Source organism: Bradyrhizobium sp. AZCC 1578 (assembly GCF_036924675.1).
Taxonomy (GTDB): domain Bacteria; phylum Pseudomonadota; class Alphaproteobacteria; order Rhizobiales; family Xanthobacteraceae; genus Bradyrhizobium.
This window is the reverse complement of the sequence record NZ_JAZHRZ010000001.1, coordinates 6036756-6050008: the sequence shown is the minus strand read 5'-3', so window position 1 is coordinate 6050008 and position 13253 is coordinate 6036756. Positions and strand designations below refer to the sequence as shown.

Genomic DNA, 13253 nt, shown 5'->3' with positions numbered 1-13253 from the left:
GATCAGGACACCCCACTAGGGCCATGGCATTTTCGAATGCGTGCTTTTGACCGGGACCTGATCCGCGGAGGGCATTATGGCCAGCGGTCATGTGAACCGCGCAAACAGGCCGAACACATGGCTGCTCCGACCAATGCTGCAACGTGAAGATTCTTCTTGCCAACCTGGAGCCGTCCACACATGGCCCTTCTGCGACGTGCTGATCCCGCCGAATGGCCGCTTTGCGCCGCCAGAAGCGGCCATTCCCGTGAGGGCAGCTTACAGACATTCGTAATTCCCACAAACTAACTGCGACGCCGCATCAGACTGTCAACCAGCATCAGGCAGATCGGTATCGAAGGTGAGGAGTCGGATCGTATCCGCCTCTTTCGGTTACGATAGCAGGAACCCACTGCGAAGCCCATTGCTCCGCCGCAGTACCGTAGATTACTGGAAATCCAGGATCCATCTCACAGGCCTGCTTTGCGGCTTCACGGCGCTAACACAGAGGATGAGGCGGCGGCTTGACCTTACTGCTTTCCCTCTCATTCGCTCAGTGTGACCGCCTCTAACCTTTCAAGCCCGGCTTCAATCACCGCGATCTCATCATCGATTTGTCCAAGAGGCACGCTGATGTTGTAATTCCACCGTCCTGCAAGATCGGCCGCGAGCTTTCGGCGATGCGCGATCAAATCCTCTAGCGCTTGTCGGTCGTTTAACCGCACGTAGGCATCCACGATGCGCTCGATAGCGTTCTTCACCGATATCTGTCCTACTACTCTCCACCCACCATAAGCATGAGTTGCGCCCAGTTTGGGTGGACGCTCAAATTCCCATGATCTTAATCGCCATCCTTGGGGCCGGTTCATTCCTGCAGAGCAGGAAATCCGGAAATCGAATAGAATTGGCAGCAATGATGTCCCTTTTCACCGCGTCACCGGCGGCAACTCCTTACCGGTTTGGGCATGGCAACGGTTGTTGGGAAAAATTCGGTATCGAAAGCCGGCGGAAAGCGGCTCCGCCATCTCGGCTGCCTGTCCACCGCTGTGCTCACCGCATGGATGACGCGATCTAGCTCAAATTAATTTCGTTTCGGGCTGCAGAAAGCTTTTAGGTGGGCGCTGACAGCCAATTCAATTTTGCGCGGTGGATGTCAGCAACACGATGCCCGCCATGGCTAAGGCAGCGCCGCCAATGCGTTTTGCGTTGCGCCGGCTTTAGCTACCGGACCGCGGCAAAAACGGATCCACGGCCTCAGCTAACCGGACCGCCAATTGGGTAGTGGCCGGCGTGGACTGCTTCACGGATGGCAATGAGTCGACAGAATAGACTGCCAGCCCAGCAGCAGTGACAAAGGCAGCTATCGCAATCACAGCGGGATATCTCATGGCGATGGTCCTCCATCGGTCCCACAAACTAACCGGGCACTCTCACAAATGGTTCCAGAGCGTAGGAGGACCCTAGCCCCTCGGACGGGCTCGGGCGCGCAATCAGCAAACGCCGTATTGAAGTTGATCGCCTCATGTAGATGTTGGCCAGCAATGGACTTGCGACGCCGCCTTGCGGTGTGCCGCGCGTGTTTCGCTTGCCACACGGATGAGTCCGGGGAAAGCGGCCTGCGACTACCCTCAGACGGAACGGAGGACCGATTCGCCGTCAATGGTGCTTGACTGGAATCAACGACGGCCCGCTGTGGTCAACGGGCAATATCTCGAACAGCACATGCACCATCGGCGCGTCGGTCTTATTGAAGACAGTGTGATTGACGTCGCCCGTCTCGAAGAAGAAGTCGCCCGGTCCGTAGACGATTGTCTCATTAGGCAGGACATAAGTCATGTAGCCGGACGTCACCTGCCGGATGCCAGGCCCGACATGGTTATGCTCGCCCACCTGACCCCCGGGAGCAAGCGTGAGCTCCGTAACCCGTAGCTTGTACTTTCCGTTGATCTCGGTGAGGAAGCCGCCGAGCGGCGCCTCGAATTTGATTTTGGCAACCAGGCCTTTGGTATCGACTTTTACCGCGTTGCCTGGGGTTTGCGCTATCGCTTCGCCCGGTTGCATGGCCAAGGCCATCAACGGCAACGTCGCGAGCGCCTGCAAAACGTCTCGCCTCTTGTGTTCGTCGCTGGGCATAAGGACCTCCTGTTGGGATCGACAGTGGCGACCGAACTAATCACGCACTCCGCTCCGGGGGCTAGTCCAAAAACCGTACTACTGCGCGGGCACGCTCTGTGCTACTTTGCGACATGCACCTGTATGGCCAATATTGCCCGGTAGCACGCGCCGCCGAGATTATTGCCGATCGCTGGACCGTGCTCATCATCCGTGAGCTTCTCGCGGACGTAAAACACTTCAACGAACTCGAGCGCGGTCTTCCTCACATGTCGCGCACGCTGCTTACCGAACGGCTGCGGCGGCTCGAGCAAACAGGCGTACTGGAACGGCTGGGTGCATCGCGCGGTAAGCCGTCCGAATATCGTCTGACACCGGCTGGACGCGAGCTCCAGCGGATCATCGATCTATTCGGCGAGTGGGGAGCGCGCTGGGCCTTCGGTCCTCCGCGACCGAGCGAGCTTGATCCGATCATTCTCCTGTGGTGGATGCGCCGGCGGGTCGCTGTGGATCGTTTTTCACGCCGTCGCGTCATCCAGTTCGAATTTCGCGGCGCACCGCAGCGCACCTACTGGCTAGTTATCGATCCCAGCGACATCTCGGTTTGCCTGAAGCATCCCAAGTTCGACGTGGATGTGATCGTAACCGCCAACATCAAGAGCTTTTACCAGGTCTGGCTCGGCCACTTGTCCTTGCCGGACGCCGTGCGCAAAAACCTCGTTTATCTTGACGGTGCGCCGGCTGATATCCGCGCCTTCCCAACCTGGTTCACCTGGAGTCCCATGGCAGAGACGGTGCGCGCGGCAGTAGCGGACCGTCGTATAACGCGTATCGGGCAATCTCGACGACCAAGGTCGGAGACGAAGGCCCTCGCGCCCCGGATAGCCTCGTGAGCCGCCTCAGTCTTGTCCGTCAAGCAACCCACCTTAAGGCTTCTTGCATAGCGCCATCGCCGCCCGACGGAGGTGACCACGCTCCAAGACCGCTTTGGGTCAGAAGCGACGGTTTGGCCCTCTGCCGATCACTTCCGGTCTACCCCAATAAGCAGACATTCTGAGAGCCCGTCGGCGTCAAAGACGCCTGGACATCGCGCGCGTGGCTCGACTGTGCGTGTGTCGCGAAGGTCGAGGTGCCCGCGACGTGGCTGACGAGCGCAGACCGGGAAAGATGCAAGCTCTTGAAGATCGCCGGTGGCTGCACGATAATCTGCCTGCTGGACGGCGCGTCGCTCCGCAGTCCGCGCGAGGATGCTGGAGGCATCCAGTAGAGGCCTTAGTTACCGATCTGCTCGGCCGCCTCACGTTCCGACCTCATGCGGCTGCTGCGCCTCAGCCCTGTCCGGATGCAAGAGTTCATTGTGATGTTGCAGCTTGGCACGCCGGCCGCAGCGTCGGCGGCCCCGCTTGGCGACCGTCGCGGCTACCGACCACCAGACGGCCCCGACACTTTAGGGCGAGCGGTGGATTTGAGAAGTCAGCCCATTGGTCGAGGGAGGATGTGCTATGAGAGCCTCGCCAGACTATTCGCGTCGTCGGTTCCTTCATGCCGGCGCGGCCGGCGCAGCAGCAACCGTTGTCGCCGCGGCGACAACGCCCGTTCGTGCGGCCGCCGAGGCGGGTACGCAACCGCCACCCCCGACCGCGACGGCGCCGCGGATTCTGCGCAAGCCACCGCTGCCTGAATTGGAGCGCATCGCCAAATCTTACAACTTGGCTCTCAGCCGCGACGATCTGACGTCGTTCCGCAACCTCATGGACGGTGTGCTCGCGTCGTACCGTCGATTGGACCAGTTCGCGGAGCCGACATTGGCGGTGAAGTACCCGCGGGACGCGGGGTTCCGTCCAGGTGCCTCGGACAATCGACTCAACGCTTGGTACTGGAGGTGCTCGATCAAAGGCGCAACTTCGGGGCCTCTCGCGGGCAAGAAAATCGCCATCAAAGACAATGTGTGCGTTGCCGGAATCCCGATGATGAACGGTTCCAACGTGCTGGAGGGTTACGTCCCTGACGTGGACGCGACCATTGTGACCCGCATCCTCGACGCCGGTGGGGAGGTCGTCGGCAAGGCCGTGTGCGAGCATCTTTGCTTCTCGGGCGGTAGCCATACCTCCGACACTGGGCCCGTACTCAATCCGCACGATCCGAAGCGATCTGCCGGAGGCTCCTCCAGCGGCAGCGCGGCGCTCGTCGTCGCCGGCGAGTGCGACATGGCCATCGGGGGCGACCAGGGAGGTCGATCCGAATTCCCAGCTCTTTCTGCGGAGCGGTTGGCCACAAGCCCACCCACGGGCTTGTGCCCTACACAGGTATCTTCCCGATTGAATTAACACTTGATCATACCGGACCCATTGCCCGTACCGCCGGCGATGCCGCCCGGCTTCTCGAGGTGCTCGCCGGCGCCGATGGCCTCGACCCGCGCCAACCGGCGGGACTGCGCACGGAAGCGTATGGCAAGCAGCTCACCGGAGACGCCCGCGGCCTGCGGATCGGGATCGTTAAGGAGGGGTTTGGCTGGCCCAATTCCGAGCCCGATGTCGACACCATGGTACGCGAGGCGGCACAGCGCTTGACGCGAGCGGGGGGAGCCGTGAGCGAGGTATCGATCCCTCTCCACCGCGATGGCATCCATATTTGGAACGCTATCGCCGTCGAGGGCGCCACGGCGCTGATGGTCGCGGGCAACAGCATGGGAACCAACTGGAAAGGGCACTACACGACTTCGCTGCTGGACTTCTACGGCCGGAGCCGGCGGGTGCGCGCCAACGACCTTTCGGGGACCGTCAAACTCGTCGTCCTGCTCGGCCAGTACATGCAGGACAATTATCAGGGCCGCTACTACGCGAAGGCCCAAAACCTCGCGCGCGTGCTCCGCGCCGCCTACGATGAGCAACTCAAAGGCGTCGATCTCCTGCTCATGCCGACGTTACCTTTGAAGGCCACGCTACTCCCGGCCCCGGACGCGAGCCGCGAGGACTACGTTGCGCGGGCACTCGAGATGATTTCCAACACTTGCCCGTTCGACGTCACTGGCCATCCTGCGGCCACGGTTCCTGCAGGCATGTCGGCGGGGCTCCCTGTTGGGATGATGCTGATCGGACGCCACTGGGAGGACGGCACCGCGTTGCGTGCGGCTGACGCGTTCCAGATCGTCGGGTAGACGGCAGCAGCGAATTGCCGGCTAACTGCAACGCCGGCGTGCAAGGTTCGGAAACAGGCCCCGCGCGCTATCTGACGCGAGCCTCCCGTTTCGGGCTACGACGCAGGGACTGTCACAAATCGCCTCCGGCTACGCGTCCACTTTGTTGGCTTGAGCAAATGAGTTTGCGCGCCTAGCTTGTCCGCTTCTGTCTGCCTTGGTTCATGCGGCCACGGTTGCAATCGGACATTCAGATCGAGGATGCCCGTCGACAGGTGGCCCGCTTCGCGCAGCTCGTGCCGCGCGTACCGCGCGGGACCGAGCTGGTTGTAGTTGACGCCGGCGGCGTCAAAGCCGAGCGGATCGCGACGCCCCGCTCGCTTCCAAACCGATACGTCGTCCACCTTCCCGGTGGCGCCTATCTGCTCGGCTTTCCGGCACTGTTTCGCGATTTTAACTGGCGCATCGCCGACGTGACCGGCGCGCGGGTGTTATGCATCGACTACCGGCTTGCGCCCGAGCATTCGTTTCCAGCGGCGGTCGAGGATGTGACGGCCGCCTATCAATGGCTCATCTCGCAGCGCGCCGAACCGCGTCACGTGGCGTTTGTCGGGGAGTCTTCCGGCGGCGGGCTTGCGCTGGCGAGCATGATGCGTTTGCGCGATGAGGGATCATCCTTGCCGGCCGCTGCCGTCGTGGTCTCGCCGTGGACCGATCTCGCCCTGACGGGCCAATCGCTCACCGATTACGGTTCTTCCGATCCGATGGTGCCGGTAGAGCTGATGCCGAAGGCGGTTGAGCTTTATCTCGGCAATACGGATCCGCGCTCGCCCTATGCCTCTCCACTCTATGGCGATCCGGTGGGCCTGCCGTCGACTCTGGTTCTTGCCGCCAGCGATGAGGCACTGCGCGATGATGCGGTGCGAATGGCCGAGCGCTTGCGAGCAGCCGGCTGCGATGTCGAACTCGAGTTGTGGCCGCGCATGTTCCACGTCTGGCATATGTTCGCGCGCATCCTGCCAGAAGCACGTGCAGCGATCGAGCGCATCGGTGCGTTCTTGCAGCCTAGGCTGTGACATTGATCGGCGAGCGGCCGACGTCAGGTTCGGATCAGCAGCGGCGGTCGGGGTTATGAGTAGGCAAGTCCGATCTACCCGTGGCAGCAGACCTACGCGGCATCTCGTGCCTCTTCGGCTCGGGGCCAAGAGCCGAACTTCACTGCTTAGGCGGTGGGCGCAATGACGAGTGATGATGGGCTATGACCCAGTCGTTACCCTCTTTGACAAGAACCATTGTGAAGCGTGCTGGCTCTGGCACGAGTTTGCCCTCGCGGTTGCGCATGAAATCGTTGAAGCCGACTGCCAGTATGGTTGTGGGATTGATCACCCTCAGCTGCTTCTCCACGAACTCGACCTTGTTGCCGGTGCCGACTACCACGGTAAAGTATTGCGCAATTGCCTCACGCCCCAACGTTAGATCTCTGCTCCTGGTGCCATGTAGGATCGCGTCGGTCGCATGCAGCTTAGCGACGGCGACATTATCGTTGGCGTCGTAAGCAGCTTTCCAGCGGGCAAACAAAGCGTCCGCTTCCTCCTCGGGACCTGCGAACACCTGAGTTGGAGCCATCGCCAACAGCGCCACCAACAAGACTCGTCCGAATGCGAGCATGGCTTCCTCCCGATGTCATCAGAGAACGGTTGGCTTCCGATTATGTCATTCACGCCCCGTCGTAAGCAAGACCTCACGCTCCGGCGACTTCCGAGTTGGGTCACAAGCGGCGGTAGGAAGCGGTGCGATGAGAGGTCCGGTCTAGCCGTCACAGCGGACGTGCGGGAGACTTCGAGCTTCTTCAGCTCAGGGCCAACACCGGACGTCGCATTCTTTCGATCACTTCGTTGCAAACGGTCGAGCCTGGCTGCTTTTGGTCATTCGGGCAGTCCGGCTTGTCGCAATCCTTCTTCCAATCGCGAGAGGTCTTCGGCACGCCGAATAGGGGGAGCACGTCTTTGAGATTGGAAATACGTAGCGCGGGATTGAGTTGCCGCAGCCGAGCCATTGCCTTATGTGCTTGCTCCGGTCGTCCGGCCATTGCGTTGCTTGCGGCGGAGATACGTAATCCAGTTTGATGGTCCGGATTGTCCTGCAATGCCATTGCCGCCCACGATGCCGCTTCGTCATAGCGGCCCAGGAGGAAATGGGCATATGCGGTCCCGGCTCGCATTGCTGTCACCCGCGGATCAAGTGGGCTCAGGCGCATGGCACGCGCGAAGCGCTCGATCGCCGGTTCCGGCTCGCCGAGCCAATTTTTTACCCAGCCGCCCCAATTCCATGCCCCGGCCGAATTGGAATTGAGCACAAGCGCGCGGTCGATTAAGGCGGCGCCTAGCTCAAGATCCCGAACAACAAATGCTAATGCATACCCGCCGGTGGTGAGCGCGATCGCGTCATCATTGCCCAACTCAACCGCCCGCTGGGCGAGCCTCGTCACTTCGGCAATCTCGTTCGCTGTGTCTGAAAACCAGCCACTGGTCTTGGCCCAGACGTAGCAAAAGGCGGCACGACCCCCCAAGTTCGCGACCGATCTGCTTCACGTCGACCGCGCGCCCCTTGTAGGTGAAGCTTGAATTCCTGGCGATGACAAACAACGCTTTGAACCGCGAGAGGGCGGTGATTATGTCTTCAGCAATTCCATCGGCAAAATACTCCTGTTCGGGATCGCCGGACATGTTTTGGAACGGCAAGACAGCGATGGACGGCTTGTCGGGGAGCGGGAGCGCCCGAGGCTGGCTCGCAGCCAAACCTGATCTTACTGCGGCGGGGTTTTGCCCAGTCAGCCGAACTCGCCACGCTCGCATAGGCTCAGCAATATTCTTGAGGGACTGCGGTCCCATATCATCACAGGCAATCTCGACCTTGCCCCGAACCTGCCGATAGGCATCATCGGACATGCAGACCCCGCCCGGTTCGGCGATGCCTTCAAGGCGGGCAGTAATGTTGACCCCGTCGCCGAAAATGTCGTTGTCATCAAAAATGATGTCACCGACATGGATACCGATGCGGAATTCGATCCTTTGATCCTGAGGCACGGTGGCATTCTGCTCGGCCATGCTGCGCTGGACTTCAACCGCATTGCGCACCGCATCGACGGCGCTGGCAAACTCGATCAACATGCCGTCGCCGGTCGTCTTGACGACGCGGCCTCGGTAGGAGGCTATCGCGGGGTCAAGGATGGCCTTCCTGACAGCCTTTAGCCGGGTCAGCGTGCCTTCTTCGTCGGTCCCCATCAGCCGACTATAACCCGCGACATCCGCCGCCAGCACCGCCGCCAGTCTCCGTTCCACGCGCTCGTCGCTCAAGACGCACCCTCGGCCCGGGAAAATCGAGTACCAGTTTAGCAGAAAAATGCGCTGATGTCGGACTAAGCCCCACGTCCGAGATGGGCCGTGTAAAAACGCCCTTCCAGGAAGTCGATGAGAGGCCAGGATCGGTTCAGTCTCAGGCTGCGATCGCAGCCATCAGCGGCTTGGCTCCAACGATGTTCATGACCCGTGTCAGATTATAGGCCAGGACCGAGAGAGCCATCTCGGCGGCTACTTTTGGAAGCGTTTTGGTGAGGAAGTGTGTCGCCCCCATGCGGGCCTTCATCGTGCCGAACGGATGCTCGACCGTCTCGCGACGCTGGCGCATGGCGAGCGGGTTCGCATCAAGGCGCTGCTGCACGGCATCGAGCAGGGCCTCATGCTCCCATCGTGGAATCCGCCGTTCTGGCCCTGTCGTGCACTGAGACTTGAGCGAACAATTTTGGCAGGCGCTGGTCCAGTAACGCCTTATCCGCTTGCCATCTTCCTCGCTCGTAAAACGATATGGCAGTTGCTCTCCAGCCGGACAGCGATAGGCGTCCTCCTCCGGCAAATGGACAAAGTCCTGCTTGCCGAAGCGTCCATCCGATTTGGCGCCCGACGTCTGCGGCTTGGGCAGAGTTACTGTGATGCCGGCCTCGTGGCAGGCGAGGATCTCCGCGCTGCTGAAGTAGCCGCGATCGGCAACGGCCTCGAGCGTCTCGGTTTGTAGAACAGCCTTCGCCTGCTTGCCCATATTGGCAAGTTGTGCCCGATCTGAACCGTTGTTCGTTACCTCATGCGTCACAATCAGGTGGTGCTTGGTATCCACGGCGACCTGCACGTTGTAGCCGACGACGCCGGAACCGCGGCCGCTCGTCGCCATCGAGCGGCTGTCCGGATCGGTCAGGGAGATTTGCTGGTCTGGCGAATCCAGCATCTGCTTCTCGTAAACCGCAAGCTTGCCCATTTCCTCCTTCAGCTTCGTCAGCTTCTCGGTGAGCCTTGTTACCTTTGCGGCCAGCGCCTCGCTCGGCTCCTGTCGATCGGCGGTGTCAAGTTGGCTCAGATAGCGCGCGACGCTCTCCTCCAGCTGGGCACGCCGCCGTTGCACCTTCGCCTTTGTGAAGTTCCTGTCCCGGTTGTTCACGGCCTTGAACTTGCTGCCATCGATGGCGACGCTCGCCGTCGCAAGAAGCCCCATTTCGCGGCAAAGTTCGACGAAGCGCGCACAGACCTTGCGCAGCGCCAAGCCGTTATCCTTCCGGAAGTCCGCGATCGTCTTGTGATCGGGAGCGAGCCGGCCCAGCAGCCACATCACCTCGACATTGCGTCCGGCTTCTCGTTCGAGCCGGCGGCTCGACTGCACCCGGTTTAGGTAGCCGTAAATGTAAAGCTTAAGCAGAACCGAGGGATGGTACGAGGGCCGACCAGTCGCCGCCGGCTCCACTCCTTCAAAGCTCATCTCCGCCAAATCGAGCGCACCGACAAACACGTCGATGACGCGGACGGGGTTGCCCTCGTCAATGAAATCATCGAGGCACTCGGGCAGTAGCGTCCATTGCCCACGATCGGCCTCCTCAACGAAGCGCCTCATCGATCCCCCCTAGAATCACGGGAGAATCATAACAGCGGCACGGCGTTTTCACACAGCCAGGGTCACAAGCTGCGGTCGAAGGATCGCTGATGCGAAGTCGGGACTGCCCTCAATACCAGACCAGCCGCAAGCGACGAAGTTGGTCGGCTTGGGGCCATAAGCCGACGTGATCAGCTTGAAGGGGTGGCTGTAGCCACATATGCCTCCTGCGGGAAGGAGAACCGGCCGTCTTCCAGCATCGTCGGATCAGAAAGCCTTGCGGTTTCCGACGCGATCGTCTCGATGGCGGCCTCTCGATCATCCGTGGTACGATCACTCAACAGAGCCGCCATAGGCGTCGCAAGAAGCTGGAAGCTCACATAGTCGAGAACCGAAGGAAATGCGATTTGCTGAACGACGGTGTAGACCTCGACATTGGCAAATCCCGCGCCGGTCAACAGGTCTCGAAGCTCCTTTGGCAGTTTGAAAGCATGCTCGCCGCGTTTGATCTGCGAAGCACCCGGCCCGAGGACACGATCGAGAGCCGATACGAACGCGTTCGCACCGGGGGTTCGCTCTATCGGGCTATAGACGCTTAGCGCGAGACGGCCTATCGGCGACAGCACGCGGCGCATTTCATTGAGAGCTCGCTCCTGATCTGGAAAGAATTGCAGGCCCAATTGGCAAAGGACCACGTCAAATGCTCCTGACTCAAACGGCAAATCCAGCGCACTGCCTTCGATCCAATCGATTGGCGCCCCCTCGCTCGAAACACTCCGTGCGACTGCCAACATCCCCTTGTTCAGGTCCAAGCCGGTGACGTGCCCCGGGCGCACCCGCCGACTTGCGATGCGGGCAACAATCCCGGTTCCGCAGGCTATGTCGAGAACGCTTTCTCCGGCACGAGGCTGCGCTCGGCCTACGAGGTCGTTTGCCCATTTTGCCGTAATCGCTGGCACCAGGTATTTTTCGTAAAGCTCCGGCGCGCTGCCGTCGAGTTGCCAATGGTGGAGATCAACCATTGCAAGGCCCTCCCAGCTCCTGACCAGCCTTATAGCATCGGTGGCCGCTGATTTCTGCTAGGGGTCAAGCAGCGAAGAACTCACATTGAGCAAAACGCGCCCGCTTTATCCCACTGATGGGACGCAAGAGCACACGTTGTACGTCTCAGCTTTGGGCCATGTGTGGACGGCTCCAGGTTGGCAAGAAGAATCTTCACGTTGCAGCATTGGTCGGAGCAGCCATGTGTTCGGCCTGTTTGCGCGGTTCACATGACCGCTGGCCATAATGCCCTCCGCGGATCAGGTCCCGGTCAAAAGCACGCATTCGAAAATGCCATGGCCCTAGTGGGGTGTCCTGATCGCCGGATCGACCGGCACTGCATTACGTGCTGTTCGCCCTCCCAACCGTTACAACGCGCCGGAAATGTCCGTCACGATCCCGTTTAGGCCGCCAGCGCTGCCGGTTCCCGGTAGCGCTCGTTCCTGGCCATCATCGCCCAAGCCATCCTGGCGAGCTTGTTGGCGAGCGCGATGGCGGCAACCTTGGTTGGTCGCCGCGCCAGCACTCCTGTAAGCCAGGGCCGATGCCCGGTGCCATGGATCTTGGCATAGCGGATTACGGCGAGCGCGCCAGCCGTGAACAGGCTGCGCAAATAGCGGTCGCCTTGCTTGCTGATGCTGCCAAGCTTGTCCTTGCCACCGCTCGAGTTCTGCTTCGGCACAAGTCCAACCCAGGCCGAGAAGTCTCGTCCCGATCGGAAAGCCTTGGGATCCGCAATGCTGGCGACCAGAGCTGTCGCCAGCGCCGGCCCGACACCGGGGATCGCGTCCAGCCGTTTGCTCGTCGCGCTTGATCGATGCCAGGCGATGATGCGTCGATCGAACTCCAGGATCTGGGCCTTCAGTGCACGCAATTGACTGCCGAGAGCAGCAAGACACGCGCGGGCGACCTCGGGCAGTCGATCATCGGCTGTATCGGCGACGACTTCCAGGAGTTGCTCGACACCCCTGCGCCCGACTGGGGCGACAATCCCAAACTCGGCCAGATAGGCGCGGATTGAGTTGATGACAGCCGTCTGCTGGCGGATGAAGAGATGGCGCGCCCGATGAAGCATTAGACAGCTCTGTTGCTCGACCGTCTTGGTCGGCACGAACCGCATGTTGGGCCTCGTAACCGCCTCGCAAATTGCCTCCGCGTCGGTGCTGTCGTTCTTCTGCCGCTTGACGTAGGGCTTCACGTAGGCCGGAGGCATCAACCGCACCGTATGCCCCAACGCCTGCAGCTCGCGGGACCAATAATGGGATGACGTGCAAGCCTCAATCCCAACCAGGCATGACGGCAACTTCTCAAAGAAGGACAGCACGAAACGGCGCTTCAACTGACGGCGGATCACCACCTGTCCAGCGGCGTCAATGCCGTGAACCTGAAAAACCGACTTGGCGATGTCCAGTCCAATTGTCGTGATCATCTGCATGGATAGCTCCTTCAGATTGTGGGAGCCCTAGCAGCTCCCGAATCCGTGGCACTTGCGTGCCGATGGAGGAGCCGTCCACAGCATCAGGAGCGGACATTCGGCCTCGCGAATGGGCTAGCTCCGCTCACGGGGGCCCTGCGGCGGCTGAGGATTGTTGGCGGGATTGGTATCGTACTTAGATATTCGCGTGATGAGCCCGCTAGTGGCGAGCGGCTCCAAGTCCGTTTCCAGCGCGTCAGCAATCTCCTTGGCATAGACCTCCCGGTCGTCTACGTAGAGGGTAAAGGACTTCAAATACTTTTCCTTCTTCGCCGGATTCTCGATCGTCGCCTTCGTCCACTGGTAGAGCGGATAGTTTTCGACGCCGTGCTCTTCTGCTGCGGCGACATACTCCGCAAAGGCGTCGAACTGGCATTTCGGCGCAGCTCGATGCTTGGCGAGGGTATCGAACAGCGGCGCCAGTGCCGGAACACGGAGTTTTCGGCGTACCGATTCCGCCGTAGCAGAATCGTTCACATCGAACCTAACCTGATACTGCCACTGAGAAGTCATACCATTCTCGCCTTGTAGACCGCTTCTTCCCCCAAAAGCAGCACAAAAGCGGACATCTGGCTAGGTCAGAGTTGGGCCATAAGC

At 60.6% G+C, this 13253-nt stretch carries 9 protein-coding genes and 3 pseudogenes; 3 read left to right on the top strand and 9 right to left on the bottom strand.

The window, feature by feature from the left end; translation table 11 throughout:
* Window positions 1-524: 524 nt before the first annotated feature.
* Window positions 525-740, bottom strand: a complete 216-nt coding sequence (locus V1290_RS29065) for a hypothetical protein (protein WP_334367558.1) — start codon at window positions 738-740, stop codon at window positions 525-527.
* A gap of 895 nt (window positions 741-1635) precedes the next feature.
* Entirely contained in the window at window positions 1636-2112 is a 477-nt protein-coding gene (locus tag V1290_RS29060; protein ID WP_334367557.1) for a cupin domain-containing protein, read from the bottom strand.
* 113 nt (window positions 2113-2225) lie between these two features.
* Between V1290_RS29060 and V1290_RS29055 the strand changes: the two genes are divergently transcribed.
* From V1290_RS29055 to V1290_RS29045, 3 genes and pseudogenes are all read left to right on the top strand, one after another.
* Window positions 2226-2984: a winged helix-turn-helix transcriptional regulator gene (locus tag V1290_RS29055; RefSeq protein WP_334367556.1), complete on the top strand. Its 759-nt coding sequence runs from the start codon at window positions 2226-2228 to the stop codon at window positions 2982-2984.
* Window positions 2985-3593: 609 nt separating this feature from the next.
* Window positions 3594-5248: pseudogene (locus tag V1290_RS29050) on the top strand (amidase).
* 215 nt (window positions 5249-5463) lie between these two features.
* Window positions 5464-6303, top strand: coding sequence for an alpha/beta hydrolase (locus tag V1290_RS29045; RefSeq protein ID WP_334367555.1), 840 nt, complete (start codon window positions 5464-5466; stop codon window positions 6301-6303).
* Window positions 6304-6442: 139 nt separating this feature from the next.
* On the opposite strand, the gene V1290_RS29040 is transcribed toward V1290_RS29045, so the two are convergent.
* The 7 genes and pseudogenes from V1290_RS29040 to V1290_RS29015 all read right to left on the bottom strand — a co-directional run bounded on the left by V1290_RS29040 (window position 6443) and on the right by V1290_RS29015 (window position 13169).
* The gene (locus V1290_RS29040) at window positions 6443-6895 is read right to left on the bottom strand and encodes an SgcJ/EcaC family oxidoreductase (RefSeq protein WP_334367554.1); all 453 of its coding nucleotides are present in this window, start codon (window positions 6893-6895) and stop codon (window positions 6443-6445) included.
* Between the two features lie 257 nt (window positions 6896-7152).
* Window positions 7153-8055 (bottom strand): annotated as a pseudogene (locus V1290_RS36625) (tetratricopeptide repeat protein); the annotation flags it as partial.
* Between the two features lie 99 nt (window positions 8056-8154).
* Window positions 8155-8511 (bottom strand): annotated as a pseudogene (locus tag V1290_RS36620) (adenylate/guanylate cyclase domain-containing protein); the annotation flags it as partial.
* 211 nt (window positions 8512-8722) lie between these two features.
* Window positions 8723-10162, bottom strand: coding sequence for an IS1182 family transposase (locus tag V1290_RS29030; RefSeq protein ID WP_334367553.1), 1440 nt, complete (start codon window positions 10160-10162; stop codon window positions 8723-8725).
* 170 nt (window positions 10163-10332) lie between these two features.
* Window positions 10333-11163 (bottom strand): class I SAM-dependent methyltransferase, encoded by an 831-nt coding sequence (locus V1290_RS29025; RefSeq protein ID WP_334367552.1) that lies wholly within the window; start codon window positions 11161-11163, stop codon window positions 10333-10335.
* Window positions 11164-11585: 422 nt separating this feature from the next.
* Window positions 11586-12617, bottom strand: a complete 1032-nt coding sequence (locus tag V1290_RS29020) for an IS110 family transposase (protein WP_334367551.1) — start codon at window positions 12615-12617, stop codon at window positions 11586-11588.
* A gap of 114 nt (window positions 12618-12731) precedes the next feature.
* Complete coding sequence (locus V1290_RS29015; protein WP_334367550.1) at window positions 12732-13169, bottom strand: hypothetical protein; 438 nt, start codon at window positions 13167-13169, stop codon at window positions 12732-12734.
* Window positions 13170-13253: the final 84 nt, after the last annotated feature.